This is a genomic window from Sphingobium limneticum (assembly GCF_008710155.1).
Lineage (GTDB): Bacteria > Pseudomonadota > Alphaproteobacteria > Sphingomonadales > Sphingomonadaceae > Sphingobium > Sphingobium limneticum.
Map to the genome: position 1 here is coordinate 1 of NZ_VYPZ01000017.1, position 20,830 is coordinate 20,830.

Here is a 20,830-nt window from a genome sequence, read left to right on the forward strand (position 1 = left end):
CCGAAACCCGAAACTTCGGCCAAAAGGCAGCGGTATGGAGCCACCACGCAGTACGTAAATCACGCCCATGCCGGCCAATTACGCACCCATCCGCTCAGATCACCAGGTTGATGGAGGTGCCCACCTGTGTCCCGCCCCGAACAGACGGCGCACCGTGCTGACAAGGCGAGCATCTGCAAGAATTCGCTTCGATCCACGCAGCGGAGACACGCATGAAGAACAGGCGCAGCCGGCTTCGACGGCATCAGGGTCGAAACAGTCTCGCACCTGAAGATCCTACGATCGTGAACCGGCTAAAATCGGTAATCTGCAGGAATACGCAGATCATTTAGGCGGCCGGGCACGCAATGCGACGATAACGCACAGGACAATATAGGATGTCGGCCAGAAGATCGCAAAAATCCTGTCACCGAAGGTAATTTTAAAGCGATCTCTCGCTTTGTTCTGCTTTCGCCAAAGGGAAACTCCGCCAGCCAGCCACACTGCCAGGAATAATCCGGCAGCAATATACACAATGCTCGTAGTCATAAATAGCCATGATTACGGCAAAGTTCACAAGTCAACAGCACGGTCCGACCCATCGCAGTACAAATATATTGCAATATCAATTAGGCGCTAAAGGTGACCATTTACTTAATCCCGGAGTTACCGTCATATCCGCTCGACCCGATCCGCGTGATCACCAGGCCTGTCCCGACAAGATCGCCCGCTCGATAGATGTTGCGAAGATCAACAAGCGCATTGCCGTTCATGGTCGCTGCAATGCGCTTGAGGTCCAGTGCGCGGAAGATATCCCACTCGGTGACCAGCACGACGGCGTCGGCGCCCTGCGCTGCCTCATAGGCGTCCTTCACCATGGTGACGCTGGCCATCATGGGGGCGGCGACTTCCATGCCTTCGGGATCGTAGGCGACGATGGTCGCGCCGGCATCTTCGAGCGCCTGGACGATGGCGATGCTGGGCGCGTCGCGCATGTCGTCGGTATTGGGCTTGAAGGTGAGGCCGAGCAGGGCGACCTTTTTGCCGCGGGCGTCGCCGCCCAGCGCCTTGACGATCTTGCGGCCCATGGCGCGCTTGCGCAGGTCGTTGACCTGCACCACCGTCTCGACGATGCGGCTGGGGGCGTCATGGTCCTGGCCGGTCTTGACGAGCGCCAGCGTGTCCTTCGGGAAGCAGGAGCCGCCATAGCCGGGGCCGGCGTGGAGGAACTTGGAACCGATACGGTTGTCGAGGCCGATACCGCGTGACACGTCCTGCACTTCGGCGCCCACCGCCTCGCAAAGATCCGCCATCTCGTTGATGAAGGTGATCTTGGTCGCGAGGAACGCGTTGGCCGCATATTTGATCAGTTCGGCCGTCCGGCGACCCGTGAACATCAACGGCGCCTGATTGAGGCTGAGCGGGCGATAGATCTGGCTCATCACTGCAATGGCGCGTTCCGATCCGGTGGTGCCGACCACGACGCGGTCAGGGCGCTTGAAGTCGCCGATCGCCGCGCCTTCGCGCAGGAATTCGGGATTCGAGACGCACTGGATGTCGAGGTCCGGGCGCAGTTCGCGGGCGATGCGCTCAACCTCGTCGCCGGTGCCCACGGGCACGGTCGACTTGGTGACGATCACCGCCGGGCCGTCGAGCGCTTCGACGATCTCGCGCGCGGCGGCATAGACATAGCTGAGGTCGGCATGGCCGTCGCCACGACGCGACGGCGTGCCGACCGCGATGAAGATCGCGTCCGCGCCCTTGACGCCTGCCGCCAGATCGGTGGTGAAGGTCAGGCGACCCGCCGCGGCATTGCTGCCGACGAGCTGGTCGAGGCCCGGCTCATAAATCGGCATCCGACCGGACTCGATGGCCGCGATCTTGCCCGCATCCTTGTCCACGCAGACGACGTCATGCCCGAAATCCGCGAAACAGGCTCCCGACACCAGACCTACATAACCTGTGCCGATCATCGTGATTTTCACTTATGCCCCACCCACCAGCTCCGACGAGCCAACTATTATCACTCTGCTGGCGCTGTAAAAAAAACTACCGATTTTGTAAAGTGTTATACACGCGCGGTACGAACAGCGCACAGTTGCGCGGCTTCAGCCAAGCAGTGAACAGGCGGCCAGTCTAGTGCGTGAAGCCAAAGCACGCCTTCAGTTGCTCTCTCGTGGCAATTTTTCTGGGCGCGGAAGTCGATCGCGAGACATATTCGTAAACGCCCGGTTTGATTTCTCGCCACCAGGGCAGATCTATGGCAGCGTTGCTCCGAAGATGCTCTAGATATTCCTCCAGGCTTCCGAACGCGCGCCCTCGCGCGTAAGGCAGGCCGGACACGGCGCCTGTCGCATCATCTTTCTGCCGCCGGGGAAAGGTCTTGCAGGGCTGAACCGGGCTGCCCTCGTTTGTCACCTTGCCACCCCCGTCCAAAGCGCTGATCGACAGAAGAAGAGCAGTTGCGAACAGCATGCTGAGAAGATGGCATAATAGCTTTGCAAGGTCCATTGACAATCTGCCGCTTTAAGTCCTTCATCTCCCCCAGCGGATTGGGGCACTGCTAAAGAGGGGAGTAAACCATGTCATCTCCGTTCATTGTCGTCGAAAAAGATGCTGCTGGAAGCTATTCATTTCTGGACGCGAAAAGTCTGGGGCTTTCACAATCGTTGCGGAAGACTTCTGCGCTATCGGATAATGGCGCGCATAATTACGCTTCCGTCTCGACCGGATTGTCGGGCGCCAACCTGTCGTATCAGCCGCATATTGCAATGAGCGCCGCCATCATGACGGACGGCAGTATCTCTGCCGGAGAGATCGACGCTTATGGCATGGACCTTGTCGCAGGACAGACTTATCTCTTCTCGGTGCGCGGCAGCGGAAGCAGCCCGCTTTCCGACACCTTCGTCTATCTCTTCGATAACACGCTCAGCGCTGCAGGACTGCTCCTCACCGATGATGACGGGGGAGATGGCACCAACTCCCTCATAACCTATACCGCCAGCTATACCGGCACACATTATCTGGGCGTGGGAGCGTATCCGGATTCCGGTCTGGCCGGAAGCTACACGCTGGACATGGTCACCCCACCATCTGCCGATGCCGTACCGGACAGTTTCGCTTCAGCGCCTGCGCTGGCGCTGAACGCCGTGACCTATGGCTTCATCGACGCTGGCACCGGCCCTTATGGACCTGATTATAGCGAAGTGGACACCTACGCCATCGAGGTGGTCGCTGGACGATATTACACGGTCGAGATGGCTGGCGGCGCCGACTATGCATCCGATTATGGAAATTTGCCGGCCGGAGAAGTTGATCCGAGACTGGCTCTTTATGACGCGCAGGGCAACGTCGTAGCGTTCAACGATGACATCAATTTCGCCTCTGGCGACCTCAGTGCGAAAATCGGCTTCTTTGCGCAGGAATCCGGCACATATTATCTCGATGCCCACAGCTGGGCGCCATGGACCGGCGGATATTCCATCACGACCCAGGAAGTGGATATCGAAGACAAGAACCCGCTTGACTCGATCGACTGGGAAAGCGCCAGCAACGTGCCGTTTGTTGACGTGAACGGCACGCCGACCGCTTTCGTCTACTTCGGCGATTCGGACGAGAATTTTAATCAGACCGCCGATGACGGCGTTTCACCCATGATCACCTTTGACTGGAACAACTTCGAAAAAAGCCAGATTATGGCAGCACTCGAGCAGTATGAGGCAATTCTCGGCACAAATTACGAGATCACGACTGACCTCGACCAGGCCACTTTCCGGCTCCTGAAAGCTGAGTCCGAGGATTATGGTGCATATTTCTTCCCCCAAGATCCCGTATACGGGGCTGACCAGGGCGTTGGCGTCTTCAACATCCTGAGCGGCGGATGGAGCTTTGATCAGCAGCAAAGCCTCCAGCAGGGGGGCTATTCTTTCGGGGTCATCCTTCACGAATTTGGTCATGCACATGGTCTTGCGCATCCTCACGACAATGGCGGCGGGTCTGAGGTCATGCTGGGCGTGACGGCGGCAACCGGATCCTACGGTATCTACGACCTGAACCAGGGCGTCTACACCGTCATGTCCTATAACGACGCCTGGGATTTTCATCCTGACGGCCCCTCGCCCTATACCGGAGCAGGCATCGACAATGGATGGTCCGGCACGTTGAGCGCCTTCGACATCGCCCAGTTGCAGATCCGATATGGTGTCCATGAGCATAATGGAGGGGCAAACGTCTATCGGCTGACCGACGTGGTCAACGACGCTTTCTACCAGACGATATGGGACACCGGGGGCGTTGACGAGATTGCGTATAGTGGAACGCTAAACGCAACCATCGACCTTCTGGCTGCGACACTCGACTATTCTCCCACAGGCGGCGGTGTCCTGTCCTACCTCAACGGGCCTGGCGACAGCGGCCTGCGCGGCGGATACACCATTGCAAATGGCGTCGTTATCGAAAATGCAACCGGCGGTTCTGGCAACGACACGCTCCTGGGCAATGACGGTGCCAACAAGCTGGTTGGCAACAGCGGGAATGACAGCTTCTATGGCCGGGGCGGCGACGATATCATCGTGGGGGGGGCAGGATATGATACTGCCGTCTATACCGGGGATATCGACGACTATGTCATTCTGCGCGAGCAGGATGGATCGTTCAAGGTCATCGATCGCGACCCTGGCAGAGATGGTAGCGACGTGCTGACGGGTATCGAGAAATGGACATTTGCTGATGCCTGGCTGACGACCAACCAGTTGCCGGCAACCCAGATCGTGCGTGGAACCGCTGGTAACGATGATGTGCGAGCCAATTCACGCTACGAAAGCTATCTGGAGACAGGCAGCGGAAATGACGTTTTGCGTGGCGGCAAATTCGATGACATACTTCTCGGCGGTTCGGGAGACGATCAGCTCTGGGGTGGCGGCGGCGCCGACCAGTTCCGCTTTTATGGTAACCAGATTGGCGGAAGCTCTGATCTGGACCGGATATATGATCTCAACTTTGCACAAGGGGATGAGCTCGTATTCGGCGCATTTGGCGACGATACCTTCTACGACTCTGCCCATGTCAATGCATTTGACGGTGGAAACTCAGCGATAATCGCAAGTCTGGAGGGGCTGCGCGAAGCGGATCTCGGGTCTAGCCGGATCAGCGTCTCGCGGCAGGCGCTGGGTAACAACAATCTCGCGGTTGCGCTTACCAATGAGGATGGCCAGGTTCAGCGGATCGTGATCACCAATATGTGGTCGACCTACATCAATTCCTTCTCGGATGCGAACCAGGCTGGGCAATTGCTGGTGTAAACCTTTCCCGGACGACAGGATGCGCTGCCTGGTATCGAGCAGCGGATCCTGGTCCGTCATGCCCCGCGCCTTGCAGCTCTTGCTGACAGAGTTTCGCGATTGTGCAGCTTGCATTCCTGACCCTTGGTACATGTCCGCGGTGCTGGCAGAGATTGCACAGAGACCCGGACCCCCACTGTCCTGTAAAAGGACAGTGGCATCAGATTCCCGGCTCGTCCATGAAGGGCGCACGTTCAGATAACAGTCCGCTCTGGATCGCCCGGCCCAGCGCAAACGTCTCGCTTCAGACAGCAGCCGGAAGAACAGTGATTTCTGCTCTCCAGCCGGGAGATTCTGCTGCCTGGCACCGTCCTTATCCTGATGTCCCTCCTCCTTCCGCCGCGTTTTGCCGGCGACAGACTGTCACGGACGGCGAAGACCAAGGAGCCTAATGCCGACCGCCAGAACCTGCGACCAAGCTGCGGGAGGACCGGAACGTACTGAGGTCCATGTCGCGGGATGCAGATTGACGGGGAAGCTTCCGATCATGGGGTTGATGCCCTCACGCGCACCTGTCGCCAAAGCAGCAGCCCTGTCGTTCTAACCCGTGCTATGGCAATGATGCGGCCCGCCACCATCTGGGGATGCAGGGTGTTTCCCGATGCCCCTGCAACCTCCGGTCACTGATGAGCCTTTCCTTGCCATATCCGCCGATGTCCCGTCGCACCCGCGTCAGGGACGCCCGTGCCCGGTCGGTCCGGTCGCACGGCCATAAGGCAAAGCCGCGCGATCCTCCGGCCGCTTCCCGGGCCTTGCGAAACTCGCAGATGGCTGGCCGGCAATTCAAGGCAACCTAATCTGAAGCTGGCTGATCATCTTTGATCGTTATCAGATCGCGGAAACTGACGACCTCGACCACTTTACCGTCTGCGTCTGCGATCTCGATGCGATCATGCAGGTGGATCGGTTCTCCAGCCAGCAGTTGCTCCGCCATGACAGCCCTTCCCCCGCGGACGGCTTCCCTCATGGCGTCGGAGCGATCGGCAAACTCGGTGCCGTCGATATCGATCTCCTGACCGCCATGATAGAGATTCAGGTGATAATGAGGCATGGCTGCGTGTTTCGGAAAATCCCGGACAGTGATTTCACTAAGTCGCGGACAGGCATTTCATTAAATACGGGACAGTGATTTCGCTAAATCCCGGACAGGGTTTGGGACGGGATCAAGGTTGGGCTTTGTGATGCGCCGCTCTGGCATTGTTGCTCCTCATCGTTGCGATGGGAGGGGTGATGCCAAGGCGGAAGCAGACGAGACGAACCGACGTGAAAGACATGCGATCGATCCTCCGGCTGACCTACGAGCAGGGTTTGTCGGTACGGGCCGTGTCAGAGCGGCTGAAGCTGAGCAAGACGACAGTGTCGACGTACCTGCTGCGCGCGCGGCAGGCGGGGCTAACAGTCTGGCCATTGCCGCCGGGCTATGACGATGACGCTGCGGTTGAACGGCTTGTATTCCGGCGCGTGGGCCGCCCTGCGCAGGATCGGGAAGAACCGGATTGGCCGCTCGTTGCGCGGGAGATCAAGCGCAAGGGCGTGACGCTGGTCTTGCTATGGCAGGAATATCGGGCCGCTCATCCCAACGGGTACGGCTATACCTGGTTTTGCGATCGATTCCTGTCCTTCCAGCGGCGGACCCATGTCAGCTTCCGCAATCGGCATGAGGCGGGCGCCGTGATGCAAACCGACTATGCTGGTCAAACCGTTCCGCTGATCGATCCTGTGACTGGCGTCATCACTCCGGCGCAGATCTTCGTGGCGGTTCTTGGCGCTTCCTCGTTCACCTTTGCGATGGCAAGCCTGAGCCAGCAGCTGCCGGACTGGATCGACGCTCAGTGCCGTGCGCTGAGCTTTATCGGCGGGGTCCCGCGCGCGATTGTGTGCGACAATCTCAAGTCAGGCGTTGTCAAAGCGCTATGGTTCGAGCCCACGCTCAGCGCGACCTTTGCAGCGATGGCCGAGCATTACGATACGACGATCCTGCCAACCCGGAGCCGGCGACCACGCGACAAAGGAAAGGTCGAGGGCGCTGTGTTGATAGTAGAGCGCTGGATCCTGGCGCGTCTGCGCAATCGGCGCTTCTTCAGCCTGGCGGATCTCAATGCTGCGATCGCGGACCTGCTGGTTGATCTCAATGATCGGCCCATGCGCCATGTCGGCAAATCCCGCCGGGCGATCTTCGAGGAGATCGAACGGACAGCTCTGGCAGCGTTGCCCACGTCAGTGTTCGAATATGCCGAGTGGAAAACGGCCCGCGTTCACCCTGATTATCATATCGAGGCGGATAAGACCTTCTACTCGGTACCGCATCGGCTGATCGGCCGGCAGGTGGATGTTCGGCTGACGCACCGGGTGGTAGAAATCTTCTACGATCATGTGCGGGTCGCCAGCCATATGCGGACATCTCAGCGCCGCGGGCATGTCACGGTGAACGAGCATATGCCCAAGTCGCATCAGCGCTATGCGAACATATCACCAGCAAGCCTGATCGAACGTGCCAGGAAAACCGGTCCTAACACAGCGATTTTCGTGGAAAGGTTGATGGTCGACAAGCCGCACCCCGAGCAGGGTTATCGCTCTGCGATGGGCATCCTCTCCCTTGCTCGGCGCTATGAGCACGATCGGCTCGAAGCGGCCTGCGACCGGGCGCTGGTGATCGGTGCCGTCACCTACTCTTCAGTCAACGCCATCCTCAAAGCCGGGCTCGACAAGATCCAACCGACAACGGGGCCGCTCAAACCAACACCGGCGCACGGCAACATCCGTGGCGGGTCCTATTACCAATAATGAAAGGACGATCTTGTGCTGACGCATCCTACCCTTGATCAAATGCATAGCTTGGGGCTAGCGGGCATGGCGGCCGCGTGGCGCGACATTGCCGAGCAGGACACTTCAGGCGACCTGACCCGCGACGAATGGCTCGGGCTCATGCTGGACCGCGAGATCGCCGCTCGTGCCGACCGGCGGCTGACCAACCGGCTTGCCAGCGCAAAGCTTCGCTTCGTCGACGCCTGTATCGAGAATGTCGACTTCGCCGCACGCCGAGGCATGGACCGACGTAATATCCTCTCACTCGCGCAAGGCGCGTGGCTCAATGCCCGCGAAAATCTCATCATCACTGGCCAAACCGGCACAGGAAAGACGTGGCTGGGTTGCGCATTCGGGCGACAAGCGGCGCGTCAGGATCACTCCGTCTTATATCTGCGCATGCCGCGCCTGTTCGAAGATCTTGCACTCGCGCGCCTCGACGGTCGCTTCCCACGCGTGGTCGACAAACTTGCACGCGTCCAGCTGCTCATTCTCGACGACTGGGGCACGCACAGCCTCAATGATCAGCAGCGTCTCGACCTCTTGGAAATCTTCGAAGAACGTTACCGCCGGAAATCCACTTTGATCACTGCCCAGCTCCCCGTGGCGGCATGGCACGAAATGATCGGCGAGCCGACCATCGCCGACGCCATCCTCGATCGCATCATCCATAACGCTCATCGCATCGCCCTCGAAGGCGACAGCATGCGACGACAAAAAGCGCCTTCAGGCTTGACCCAGGATCCAAATCCGGAAATCACTCAACCCTAACAGCAACCAGGCATCCAATGCCTAAACCAGCTGTCCCGGATTTACTGAAGCGCTTGTCCGGGATTTAGCGAAGCAGCTGTCCGACTTTTGCGAAATACGCAGCATGGCAGCATAAGGCTAGGTTTTTCCATTACATTCTTCATAGCGGTCGTCACTGCCGGGAATCAATAAAGATAGTGCGGTCAGAGGCGGAAAAGTGGTTTCTCCCAGGTGACTGGGCCAGACATATGTGTTGCTCCTGATACGTAAACGCTGCTCCCGAGGCCGGCAGCCGCCACGCTTGAAGCAAGCGCTGAGGCAAGGTCGCTTTGTCCGGCTCGGCGGCAAGACGCCCATCCCGATGCATGGCGAGCCTTCGGAGGCCTGCCTGGCCGCCCGATCCTGCGATGGTGACGCTGGCGGGATCCCACTGCGCAGCGCGGCCATGTCTGGCTACCGGAAGCAGCTTTGTCCCCAAGCCTGATGCCATCACTACCCCCTACCCTGACGCCAGACGCACGAGTCCTGCGCCCGATCGCAGGTCAGTCAGCGCCCGGCAACGCAACAGGTCCGCGCAACCTGGCAAGATCAGCGATCCGCCCGAAATCGGTTATCTGGCGGACGCCCATAGTTGAACAGACGGGTACACGACGCATTTGCGGCAGGATGCGGGCCTGATGCACCTAGCCATTTCCGGCGCTCATATCGCCTGCCCAAGCTGAAGCGTAGATGGACAGCAGCGGGGCGGCAAACGCGCTGATCGGAAACAGCCCGACAATATGGGTAACAGTTCGTAAACCATCCAGTGCTAGGCAGGCGGTGGAGGCTTGGTGATGGAACACAGAGACAATCATGCGGTGCTGGAAAACGCCCGCCGGGAGGCAAGAAATATGCGCCGCGCTGTTGAAGGCGTCGACAGGACAAATTTTGTCCGCATCAACGTACAGAAGTTTGAGGCCTTGTCCCTGCTCATCGATGATCTTTGCAAGGTCATCTCCGAAAGAAGCGACCATGATATGGGCGGGACGCGCTATTGGGTTCCTCTCCCCGAATTCAGCAAGCTTCGGTCTTCACGCGAAGCTTTGTTGAGCAGGTGCGCGGCGCTTGAAGCAAATCAGAACTGGCAAACCGCGTTGCTTCCGCTCGACGATTGGGGTTGATTGTCCGACTGCTTCCATGCAGCCTTCTCCTGTTGCCAAGGGTCGCTACGCCTTGCTATCCTGAAACATCGCGGGATGCGGCGGGCAATGCAGGGCGGCTTTGTGAGAACCGCATGTGTCCCGATGACGGATCAGCGTTTCGAAGGGTCGGGACGACGCGCCCGAGTTTCCATCGAGGGTCCGCGACGTTGGCCTGCACGTTGTGCCGTCAGATACGATGTGAACAGGCCGTGTCTGGTCTGGCCTGGACCAGACAGACCGGTTCCACACCGATCGCTGCCCGGTGCTCGGCCCATAAGGGTGTGATCAGGGGCCATCGGTGTGAATCTGCACAATTTACAGGTCCTTAGGATGTTGCAGGTAGGATCGACTGGCACAAAGGAAAGAATGATGTCCGGAGCCATCAACGCTAAGATCGCGCGCGTAGGCCGCATGGGTGAACGTCACAAGATCGGACGGGCCTCCACCATGCGCGATCTCGATTTCGTGCCCACCGATGTGATCATAGACGATATTTCGAGCGACGGATGCCGGCTGTCCGCCGTTCACGGCCTCGCGCCCCGCGACCGCATCAGCATTGGCTTGCCCGGATTTGGCATGATGACGGCCGATGTGATCTGGGCCGGGGACGGGTCGGCAGGTATCAGGTTCAATGCGCCGCTCGGCCCCTATGATATCGCTGGGATCAGAGCGGCTGATACTGTCATCGCGGCACCGTTTCCAGCCTGCGCTGCGCCAAGAACAGAAAGCGCCCGCGTGGAAGGCTGGTCGCTTTCCAAACGCGCCCGAAGCCTGGTCATTTCAGCCGCTGCGTTGGCAGCATGGGCGCTGGGCGCTGGCGGCGCCTGGCTTGGCATACGCCTGGCTGGTTTCTTCTGACAGATTGGTCGCAGGCCTCCGTCTTTCCGGAAGGGCAGACAGACTGGACCGACCGGCAGGCAAATGGCAGGCGCAAGCCCGAGCAGTCATCTCGCCCCGTATTCGCTCACCAATGACAACCGGATCGAAGCGGCGCGCATGCCATCAACCGATCAATCCACAGTCGCTTCCGCCCGCAGCGGCCCCTGGTCCGCGGTTCCCAAATCAATGGCGTCTATCGCGTGCCTGACGGCATCTGCGACTACCCTTGCCAACGGCCTGGCAAACATCATCTGCGCCCGCTGAGGCACTCGCGTTTGGCGAAGCCTTGTCCGAGGCACGCTGGGCCAACCAACGTAGCCATAAGGACAGTGCGCGGCGCCCTCTGCTGCACCTTTGCGCCTGCCCGATTGCAACCAGCCCGCTCAAAGGGGGCCGGTCTTCCTCGTAAGGCGCGGCGGGAACATGGGACAGGTCGGTGGCTTGAGACACGCAGGCGCGCCAGCGCCGCTTGCGGTGGATCGGCCTGCTACCGAAACATGCTCCACGCCTGACACGATCGCGGCCTGGCTACACTTTCCCTGACCGAAGGATCGGCCGGACTATATGGTTTGCTCTGGCTCTGCGATCCGGGCGAACGGGCTCGTGCAGGCTTCCCCGCCTACAAATGTGACCGCGTCAGTTCTGGGATTGATCTTGAGATAGTCCGTCCGCGTGAGAAATGCAGTTACCACGCGCCGTTCGTATTTCTGGTAGCTTTCGCTCATTCGTGAGGGCGCCAGCCTCAACAATGTATCGGGATCCGTGATCGCCACCATATGATAGAGAGCGAATCTTACTCGCCCCTTGTCATGTGGCTCCTCCAGATCTTCTATCAGGGCCTCAAAATGGTCGTCGGCCATTTTGAAGTCGCCTACAGATCGCCGGATAATTGTTCGCACAAGTTCCTCACGATCATCGGCGAGAAAACCGACACCGGCCATTGCAGCAGCTCCTCCGACTGCTATCAGGGCCGCCACTGTCTGGCGGCGAGTTAGAGCGCCCATGCCTTGATATCCTTTAGATGAGGCTAGCTGCCCGAAGCGACAGCGCTGCGGCCGTGAGGCTCGGATTGGCTATTCCGCACGTTGGAAACGACGAAGTGCCCACAACCGTCAGATTCCGCCACCGGTGGTGCACCATCTTTTCATCAATGACAGACGTGCGAGGGTCCTTGCCCATCCGCAGGGTTCCTTGAAGATGGGACTCGGTAGCCCGCTGCGAACGGAAGGAAATCTCCTCGACCGGAAGGGGATCAAGCAACCTCGGAAGCTCGGCCAGCGCCCGCTCCTGACCCCGCCTGGCGTAGTCAGACGGGCCGGCGTACGTTACGACTGCCTCACCGGCGCTGTCGACAGTGACTTTGTTGTGATCTTCGACCGCCTCCTCGATGACGATCATGAGCGGCAGCGTCTGGCGCCATTTGCCAGGTGTCGCGCGCAAACCATGCGTCCAGCGGTTGTCGAAATAGACCAGTGCAGCGCCGGCGGTCCGACGGTGATCCCCGTCATAAAGACCATAATTCAGCCCGCTCGTAATCGTGCTGCCATCGAAATTGTCCACTCCGTCCAGGAACACTTCAACGTCGCAACCGTAAGTTTCGTGCAGGCCGGCTCCGGTCAGTTCATCAGCCATGTCGGAGCGATGCAGGATCGCGGGACTGTGAATTGCGTTTGCACCCAGAACGAACCGGTCGCCGCTGACCCGCACTTCCTTACCGCCGGTTTCCACTATGGCGGCGACGACAACATTCCCTCGCGTTTCAAGCCGAACGACCTTTGCGTCCAGCGCCAGCTTCACCGCGTCGTTATCATAGAGCTCGATCAGGCCATTGTTCAGCGTGAATTTGGCGTCGACCGGACAGAGCGTGCAACGGAAGCTGGCGCAGCACCCCGGTCGTCGCTCGGTTGCAACGCGAGCACGTGCGGTTGGCATGGGAAAATGCTGGTCAGGCTGCGCGGCCGCCATCAATTTGTCCGGCGTTGTGAACAAATGGGGTGGTTGCGGAAAAGGGGTCGAGCGGGGCAGAATCTTGCCCATCCTGTCGTCGCCGGATATCGACATGATTTCTTCAGCGGCAGCATAATAGGGCTCAAGCTCGTCATAGCCAAATGGCCAATCCATGCCTACGCCATATTTGGATCGCAGCTTGAAATCGCTGGGATGGAACCGCGGTGTCTGGGCAAACCAGCAATTGGTTCCGCCGCCCAGGCCGACAGTGAAGTTCCAGGGCTTTGAAGATTTGGAAACGAATGTCTTGTGAGCAGGGATATCACTATGCCGGTCCTGCTCGATTTGCCAGTCGTGCGGCCTATGCTTTCCCCACTCCAGGACAAGAATGTTCGAATGGGCGCCGCTATTCAAAAGTCTATGCAAATAAAATGAAGAACCAAATCCGGAACCTATGATGACGAGATCATAGGCATTGCCGCTCGCACTGCCAAGGTCGATTATGTTGGGCATAGTTTGATCAGGCGCTCCAGAGGATTATGCACGCTTGCCGCGAACATCGGTTTGAAGTCAAGGTATGACTTCGCTATTCTTCATTACTGAAGTGCAATTTGTCCGATTGCGATACATTATTGGCAGAGTAATATGCGCCGACCAGCCCGTATGATCGCCAGCTGTATCGGGTACGAATAGTGGCGGGTTCAACAGGGGTTGTGCCAGAACATGCCATGGCCCAGTTTCGACCAGCACTTCTCGAGGTGGCGATCATCGATGGCAAAGCCGTAACCCCACCCTCCATCGAGAAACGGCTTGGTCGTGATGTCCACCGTGCCATAGCCGACGGTAACAAATTCCGGGTTCAGCTTCGCGATCGCCGACGGCCACTGGTCTTTGGGAATGTAAATCCAGTCTTGCGTCGCCCGTACCGGATGAGCCGCCATCAGGAGCCGCGCATCGGCCGCGACCGCCTTGAGCGTGATCTGGTTATGCGTAGGCCGCGGCGAAGCGCTATATATTCCAAGCGCGATCAAGACGATGATTGGAAATCCAGCGCGTAAGTATCTGCTTGATCGGGCGTATCTCGGCACATCCATAAAATGGAGCCTACACCTGCCTGAAATGTCTGCAAGTCGATTACCGCGCCACGTCCCTGGCGACATCATGGTGCCGCTCTCGGTCGGCTTGCATGCTCATCATGCCGATAACTTCGCGCCGGATCTGGGACAGATCCGGTACCCCGGCTGGCAGGGGCCTGTGCGATCAAGGGCAGGTTGTCACACAGAGGACGCCCGAGTCCGGCAGCCCTGTATCCGGTGAAACCCGTCCTTCAGGTGGCCGCCAGCTGATCAATAGGCTTTCTTATGCACCACAACCCCGGCAGTTGCCAGAAGTATGCCGATATCCCTGAGTATTGACCAGTTTCTCAGATACTCCAGATCGTATCGTAAACGCTCGGTCAGATCGCGATGCGTATCTGTTGCGCCCCTGAAGCCTCTCACCTGGGCAAGGCCGGTAATGCCGGGCTTGGTTGAATGCCGGAGCCAATAACGGACATCGACATGCCAGAACAGATCGTTGCCGGCCTTCGATCCCAGAGCATGCGGCCGCGGACCAACAAGGGACATCTCGCCTCGCAGAACGTTGAAGAGTTGCGGCAGCTCATCAACCGAGGTCGCACGAATGATGCGGCCTACTCGCGTGATCCTGTGATCATCGCGCGAGGCGGACTGGACACCGTTCATGTCCGTCGCCTCGTTCCGCATGCTCCGAAACTTGAAAACATAGAAGAGCCTGTTACCGCGGCCCATCCGGAGTTGCTTGAACAGAACCGGGCCCTTGCTGTCAATTTTTATTGCAATGGCGATCACGATAAAAAGAGGAGCCAGGGCAAAGCACAACAGGCATGATATCGTTAAGTCAAATACTCGCTTTACCATCCGACTTCGTAAATCCAGGGGGCCGGTCGAGACGCGAATGGATGCCGCTTCCAGATCAAGTTTCGAGTGATCAGAAACCACCGATTGCAGCTCGGGGATGAGGAGATTTCCTATGCATCCCGCTGCCTGCAAAAACAGGGACCACTGTTCGCGATGATCAATCCGGCAATCCACCAGAACGCGATCATATTCCATGATGGTCATGCTGAGCGCGTGCAGTATGACAGGATCGTTGAGGTCGAGCTTCAGGCCAAGCTCCGTGCAGTCCACGACTTCATAACCAGCCATCTGCCGCAGGCCGACGCCGTCGACGATGAAGAGCTTTCGCACGAAGCGGTCGCCTATGACCCGATCGACAAAAAGAAAAACGGGTATACGCACCAGCATCAGGAGCGGAAACGACATCGCGCCGCCGAGGAAGAACATCGTCCGGGAGACATTGTCGGTGTATTTGATGACGAAGAAAGCGAATAAGATGATCGCCATGGTCGACATCAGCGCAAAAATGGCTCTTTGCGTGGACTTTCGCAGGGACTTCATGGAATCCAGCGTGTAGAGCCGACCGTAGAAGCCGACGACCACATAGAGCGGAATGAGAACAAGTACCCAGTCCCAGCTATCTCCCGGCGATTGCTCACCAAATCGGATCAGGCTTGCGAGGAGAAAGCTGCCCGACAGCACCAGCAAGTCCAGAAGCAGCTGAAGCGCATAAACTCCGATACGGACCTGGCTACCGCCGCCGCGAAAATTCGCAACCGCAGCATCCTTTCTGGTCATCATATGCACCGTTGACCCCTTCACTCTACCTGCCGGTCCCTCATGACCCAAGTCCCCTTCGGGCCTATTCTTGTTTTGACATCCCTAACGCTACATTCATATTTTCGCGGCCTAAACCGATTCTTTCAATAGTCCAATCGATTTCTTCGCATGTGCGAAATGCCCCGAATCGGGATTCACCGATCCCGACGAATGCGGGACAGAGCAGCCGGGCGCGTCCGCCCCGGCGGCGACACCGGAACAGCCCTTTCCTCCATGCCGCCAGAATAGCGGCTGTCCGGGCTGAGGAATGCTGCTTCAAGAATTTCTGACGCCTTCATCTTCCTGCGGAATGCACCATGAACGACGCCGGCCCTCCGCGCGCCAGGCAACCAGCGTCATGAAGCGTTGAAGCATCTGCACTGTTCTTATGGAAGTGGAGAAATCGGGGTAGTATTTCCACTCTCTGCCTGCGCCCTCAGCCATGAGCGGTATCATCAGGACAGTTTGACAGCGCAGGGAAAGGCATCCGGGACATATCGGGCCGGGGCCGGCCCGCAAGGATCCTGTCAGGCCGGGGCGCATCGCCCTGTCAAGGGCGAGGCGCCGGCGGTATGGGCCCAGGAGGGGTAATGCGCACGCCGGCGCCAGGATCGGTGATCGGACGGTCGTCGACCCGTGGTCCACCTCCAAGGTGATCCAGACCGGAAAGAAGGGGAGTGAGAAGGGGAGTATCCCCTCTCCCCCGGACCTTTTCAAAATGGACATTCGGATCGTATCGCTCGACATCGGGCACCATCTGCGTGGCGTCCAGCTCACCTACCGCTGCCAGCAGTCCAGCCCGCAGGATATACTCGTCCGCACGGGCCGAGACATATCCATTACGCACGTTCAGCAGATCGCGCGCGAGATCAAGAACGTCAAGTGTCGTGCGGGCGCCGGCGGTCTCCTGCTCCACCGCGCCGTCATAGGCCTTGCGCGCCGCCGCTACGGCTCGCTCATAATTCGCAAGCGAGTCGCGCGTCGTGGCGAGCTGCTGCCAGCTCGATGCTATTGCTTCATTTGTGTCCCGGACGGCCTGGTCAATGAGCCGCCAATCGGCCGAATTCGCCTCCTGCACCTCGCGAAGGCGCGAAAGACGTAGGTTTCCGTCCAGCAGCGGCATGGTCAGAACTACCTCTCCGCGAAGTTCTGTAGCACGCAGATTATCGGCATAGGGCGTGACAGAACCATAGCTGCCTGTGCCCCGCAGGTTGATATCCGGGCCGAACTCGGCTCGGACTGCATCGACAGAAGCGCGCGAGATCTTCTCACGGGACTGGGCCGCCCGGATGACAGGGCTGCGGCGTTCACTCAACGCGTAGGCCTGATCGATCGTCCCGAGCCCGATATCGAGTTCGGTAGGCGGCGCCAACTGGCTCGGCGCCATGCCCACCAGCTGCACGAACTGGGCTTCACTGCCGGCCAGTCGCCCCTGAGCCAGCAGCAGCTGCGCCTGGCCCAGTTCGACGCGTGTTTCGATCTGCTGCAGGTCGGCAGAGGTGATATCGCGCACCTCGTAGCGAGCGCGACTGTCAGTCAGCTGTCGTCCGAGCAGACCAAGATTCTCCTTTGCGATCGACACATTCTCTCTGTCGCGAATGACCGAGACATAAGCGGTCACCGTGTCGAGAAGCGTCTGGGTCTCGGTAAGGCGCAATGTGTCCCGGGCAAAGGCAATCTCGGCAATGGCGATCTTTTCGCCACCTGCACTTCTGCCGGACGTAAAGAGTGGCTGGGTCAATATTGCTGTCGCCGTGCTGGACCATCCCTGGTTGCCTGCCCATCCCAGGGCGGTCTGGAACCGGTCACGCTGGTATCCATATGATCCTTGCGCGCTGAGATTGAGTCCATAAGCCGCACGCGCCTGAGGCAGCCGGTTATCGGACGCACGCACGCGCGCGCGCTGGGAAAGAAGTGTGGGATTGTTCCAGTAGGTCATCCTGATCGCATCGGAGAGTGTCCGGATTTCTCCGGCGACCGGAGCAACCGCGTGCGATGGCGGACGCCGCCGCTCCAAACCGGCATCGGGTCCGGCAACCTGTGCCTGGACAGCCGATCCTGCGCAGGCGACAAGCCCCGCAAGAAGATAGTGATACGCCGTTCGCTGCATTAGATAAGCCCCCACATGATATATCCCCTGGCTGCTGCGACAGGCTTCGCGCGATAAGGGACTGACTATATTTCCGCCATGGACGGCCGATCTTTCAACCGGCCGGACGCTCATGCCCAAGCCTGTGTGCAGCGCTCGCCTCCCGCAACTCTTCCTTCCGCCCCGTCCGGCGCTTGTCCCTTATCAGATCCAGCGCCGGCTTTTCGATCAGATGCCAGGAGAAAACGGCTAGCGGAATAACGCACAGGAAGTTGATGGCGGCGAGGATCAGCGCATTGTCAAAATCAGCAAGGCTTCCCACCGCCATCATTGCAGGAAAAGCATAAATATAGATACCATAGCTGTAATCGGGCCAACCACCCGAAACGGCGCGCTTGCGGGCTGACAGGAAACCGCAGCACAAGATGGCATATCCCACAAAGACGGTCTGGACATGGATATTGACGTTCCAGTGATGGGCGATGAGATTGAGGATGAACAGCGCCCCAAGCCCGCGCCATGATAATCTGATGTAACCCTTCCATATCCTTGCAGCGATGCCGAGGGCGAACAGCGTCCACAAGCGGTCGATATTCTCCGCAAAGTACAGCGCGCCCTTCCCTCCGGAAATCCCGATCTGGCTATTGATCGCAGGGACATGACAGGCAAATGCCCCTATCAGCGTTGCAGGCAAGATCAGGCGGACCATCCATTTGCGCCCCGACATGCCGACAAGCGCCAACCCGGCAAGGACGAGATAGAACAGGGCTTCCCAGTGGAGCGTCCATAACGACCCGTTGATGATGCAGGGATGCGCGCCGCACATGATGCCGGACAGGCTGTAATGCCCCCCGAGCAATGTCAGATTATAGAAGACGAACTTCATCGTCTCGCCTGTCATATAGACGGGAAACGCCAGTGGCGTGACAAGCGCGCCTGCCAGTACCGTGAGCGACACCGACACGAGCAGGCCCGGCATCATACGCGTCAGGCGCGCCGTTATGAAGCGTCCGGCGTTGGCGCGGCGTTCCAGGCTTCCATAGACAAGAAATCCGCTCAGGAAGAAAAACCCGTCTACGGCATAGACCGAAAGCGGAACGCCGAGCCAGCGGCTCAGGCCATCCTGACCTGACACATTGTAGACCCGCCAGTAGCAGTGCGTGACAATGACGGCCGAGGCGAGGACCAGCCGGACAAGCGTCAGGTTATTGCGTTCCGGTCTCAGCCGTTCGTCCGTGATTGTCATGCCACCCCTGTATCAGCCACCCGTTTTGCGACATATCATCGAATGGAGTGATTAGAAATTATTGATTAGAAACGAATTAACTTTAGCACTAGTAGAAGCGTTGTTTCCAACGGAATCGGATCGGTAGGGTAATCAATTTGCTTAGCGGCGAGTCTCGCAGTATGTGCCATTTAACCCACGGGCTGAAAGGGACAATAGCCGGCTTGTTGTTCCTTACGACGGTGCTGGCACTGTTTCCGGTCGTGCTGGCAATTTTCAGCATCCTTCTGTTTGATGTCGCGATGGTGGGCCGTAGCGGGGAAACCCTTGTCGGTGTGATGGCGCTGACGCTTGTGGCCGTTGCGTTCATGACGGCCTTTGCATATCTGCGCTCGCAAGCCCTTCGCCATCTTGCCGACAGCCTCGATATAAGGCTCGGCGAAGCAGCGATCGAGGCGCGCAGCCATGCTGGAAACCCCGATGGCAGCCTCGCTGAAGACATGCAAATCACGCAGGCGCTTGACGCCATGCGCCGTGCATTGTCATGCCAGGGCGCCTCGGCGGCCCTCGATCTGGCCGCTCTCATTCCCCTGTTGATCGTGATGATATTCCTGAGCGCCTGGTTAGCCCTGACGCTGCTTCTTGGCGTGCTCATCATGGCGTCGCTGCTCTATCGCGCTGCAAGGCGCATCCGCGCAGCCAATCGCATGCTGCTGCCGATGCTGAGCGACCGGCATGTGGTCACCGAAAGTCACCGACGTCACTCCGAGCTGGTCCGCGGTCTGGGCATGCGTCCTGACGTCGTCATGGCTCGGCGGCGCAGTACACGGCGCTTCGCAGTGCTCGAGCAGCAGATCAGCGACGTCGAGACGGTGAACATCCTGGTCCAAGATACCATGGCCGTGATCATGTTCATCCTGTTGATGATAATCGGCGCTTGGCTCGCGATGACAGACAAGGCAAGTCCGGGCGTCGTACTGGCCGCTGCAATATTGGGCTGGCGCTCGCTTGCTCCCCTCGTGAGGGTCTCGGAATATCTGAAGCCATTGGTCGATGGGCACGACGCCTTCAGGAATCTGGGCAGACTGCTGGATGCCGTATCGGTTCGGGTCGACAGAACGGCTTTGCCTTCGCCCTCTTCCACCTTGAGCGTCGAACAGCTCGCAGTGGCGCCTCCAGGCACCCGCACGGTGGTCCTGCGCGATGCCGCCTTCCGCCTGTCAGCAGGTGACGTGCTTGGCATCATCGGTATGTCGGGTTCAGGGAAATCCTCGCTGCTGAAGGCTCTTGCCAATATCTGGCCCACCGTTGCCGGCAAAATCCGCCTCGACGATGCGGCGCTCGATCAATGGCAGCCGGACCAGCTTGCGCGGCACATCGGTTACATGCCCCAGACCCTGGATCTCTTCAGCGGCACGATCGCCCAGAATATTTCGCGATTTGATCCCGCGGCAACCGCCGAAGCGGTTATAGCCGCAGGTGCAGCGGCAAAAATCCATGATATGATCGTCCGACTGCCACAGGGGTATGAGACGAGCATAGGGGAAGATGGCGTCACCCTCTCGGTCGCCCAGCGCCAGTTGCTGGCTCTGGCGCGGGCGCTTTATCGTGATCCATTCCTGGTGCTTCTTGACGAGCCTGCCACGCATCTGGACGGGCGCGGCCAACAGGCCCTCAGCCAGGCCATAGCCGATGCAAAGGCACGCGGCGCCATCATCGTCATTGTCGGCAATGCGTCTGCGACCGTCGACGTTGCAGAGCAGATCATGGTATTGCGCGATGGTGCCGTACAGGACTTCGGTCCGAAACAGGATGTGCGTCAACGGTTGCTGGAAGGCCGCAACCCGCCCCGGTCGCAAGAGGCTTCCAGGCCATCCGCAGACGCCAAGGAGTAAGAACAG

At 58.9% G+C, this 20,830-nt stretch carries 16 protein-coding genes; 5 read left to right on the forward strand and 11 right to left on the reverse strand.

Features of this window, described 5'->3' with window-relative positions:
- Positions 1 to 324: 324 nt before the first annotated feature.
- The 3 genes from F4U94_RS16980 to F4U94_RS16990 all read right to left on the reverse strand — a co-directional run bounded on the left by F4U94_RS16980 (position 325) and on the right by F4U94_RS16990 (position 2,454).
- Entirely contained in the window at positions 325 to 528 is a 204-nt protein-coding gene (locus F4U94_RS16980) for a hypothetical protein (RefSeq protein ID WP_150412054.1), read from the reverse strand.
- A 101-nt stretch (positions 529 to 629) separates the two neighbouring features.
- Complete coding sequence (locus F4U94_RS16985) at positions 630 to 1,964, reverse strand: UDP-glucose dehydrogenase family protein (protein WP_150412055.1); 1,335 nt, start codon at positions 1,962 to 1,964, stop codon at positions 630 to 632.
- 151 nt (positions 1,965 to 2,115) lie between these two features.
- Entirely contained in the window at positions 2,116 to 2,454 is a 339-nt protein-coding gene (locus F4U94_RS16990; RefSeq protein WP_150412056.1) for a hypothetical protein, read from the reverse strand.
- Between the two features lie 107 nt (positions 2,455 to 2,561).
- Here F4U94_RS16990 and F4U94_RS25380 point away from each other — a divergent pair, with 107 nt between their 5' ends.
- A complete protein-coding gene (locus F4U94_RS25380) occupies positions 2,562 to 5,279 on the forward strand; it encodes a M10 family metallopeptidase C-terminal domain-containing protein (protein WP_150412057.1) in 2,718 nt (905 codons plus the stop codon).
- Positions 5,280 to 6,111: 832 nt separating this feature from the next.
- Here F4U94_RS25380 and F4U94_RS17000 read toward each other — a convergent pair.
- Positions 6,112 to 6,369: a DUF6894 family protein gene (locus tag F4U94_RS17000; protein ID WP_150412058.1), complete on the reverse strand. Its 258-nt coding sequence runs from the start codon at positions 6,367 to 6,369 to the stop codon at positions 6,112 to 6,114.
- Positions 6,370 to 6,548: 179 nt separating this feature from the next.
- Between F4U94_RS17000 and istA the strand changes: the two genes are divergently transcribed.
- Together istA and istB are read left to right on the forward strand one after the other, a co-directional pair.
- Positions 6,549 to 8,102, forward strand: coding sequence for an IS21 family transposase (istA, locus tag F4U94_RS17005; protein ID WP_150412105.1), 1,554 nt, complete (start codon positions 6,549 to 6,551; stop codon positions 8,100 to 8,102).
- 42 nt (positions 8,103 to 8,144) lie between these two features.
- Positions 8,145 to 8,894, forward strand: coding sequence for an IS21-like element helper ATPase IstB (gene istB, locus F4U94_RS17010; RefSeq protein ID WP_428842954.1), 750 nt, complete (start codon positions 8,145 to 8,147; stop codon positions 8,892 to 8,894).
- Between the two features lie 662 nt (positions 8,895 to 9,556).
- Here the strand turns inward: istB and F4U94_RS24780 are convergent.
- Entirely contained in the window at positions 9,557 to 9,886 is a 330-nt protein-coding gene (locus F4U94_RS24780; protein ID WP_211363313.1) for a hypothetical protein, read from the reverse strand.
- Between the two features lie 615 nt (positions 9,887 to 10,501).
- On the opposite strand from F4U94_RS24780, the gene F4U94_RS17020 reads away from it, so the two are divergent.
- Entirely contained in the window at positions 10,502 to 10,912 is a 411-nt protein-coding gene (locus F4U94_RS17020; protein ID WP_150412061.1) for a hypothetical protein, read from the forward strand.
- A gap of 581 nt (positions 10,913 to 11,493) precedes the next feature.
- Here F4U94_RS17020 and F4U94_RS17025 read toward each other — a convergent pair.
- The 6 genes from F4U94_RS17025 to F4U94_RS17050 form a co-directional block, all read right to left on the reverse strand.
- A complete protein-coding gene (locus F4U94_RS17025; protein ID WP_150412062.1) occupies positions 11,494 to 11,937 on the reverse strand; it encodes a hypothetical protein in 444 nt (147 codons plus the stop codon).
- A 13-nt stretch (positions 11,938 to 11,950) separates the two neighbouring features.
- Positions 11,951 to 13,393 carry a GMC oxidoreductase gene (locus F4U94_RS17030; RefSeq protein ID WP_150412063.1) on the reverse strand — a complete coding sequence of 481 codons (1,443 nt, stop codon included), beginning with the start codon at positions 13,391 to 13,393 and terminating at the stop codon, positions 11,951 to 11,953.
- A gap of 188 nt (positions 13,394 to 13,581) precedes the next feature.
- Entirely contained in the window at positions 13,582 to 13,911 is a 330-nt protein-coding gene (locus F4U94_RS17035) for a hypothetical protein (protein WP_150412064.1), read from the reverse strand.
- Between the two features lie 315 nt (positions 13,912 to 14,226).
- Positions 14,227 to 15,597 (reverse strand): sugar transferase, encoded by a 1,371-nt coding sequence (locus tag F4U94_RS17040; RefSeq protein ID WP_249042074.1) that lies wholly within the window; start codon positions 15,595 to 15,597, stop codon positions 14,227 to 14,229.
- A gap of 568 nt (positions 15,598 to 16,165) precedes the next feature.
- The gene (locus F4U94_RS17045) at positions 16,166 to 17,839 is read right to left on the reverse strand and encodes a TolC family outer membrane protein (RefSeq protein ID WP_150412065.1); all 1,674 of its coding nucleotides are present in this window, start codon (positions 17,837 to 17,839) and stop codon (positions 16,166 to 16,168) included.
- Positions 17,820 to 18,950: an acyltransferase family protein gene (locus F4U94_RS17050; RefSeq protein ID WP_150412066.1), complete on the reverse strand. Its 1,131-nt coding sequence runs from the start codon at positions 18,948 to 18,950 to the stop codon at positions 17,820 to 17,822. The genes F4U94_RS17045 and F4U94_RS17050 overlap by 20 nt, the downstream gene beginning before the upstream one ends.
- A 203-nt stretch (positions 18,951 to 19,153) precedes the next feature.
- Here F4U94_RS17050 and F4U94_RS17055 point away from each other — a divergent pair, with 203 nt between their 5' ends.
- Positions 19,154 to 20,824: an ATP-binding cassette domain-containing protein gene (locus F4U94_RS17055; RefSeq protein ID WP_170271954.1), complete on the forward strand. Its 1,671-nt coding sequence runs from the start codon at positions 19,154 to 19,156 to the stop codon at positions 20,822 to 20,824.
- The last annotated feature ends 6 nt before the right edge of the window (positions 20,825 to 20,830 follow it).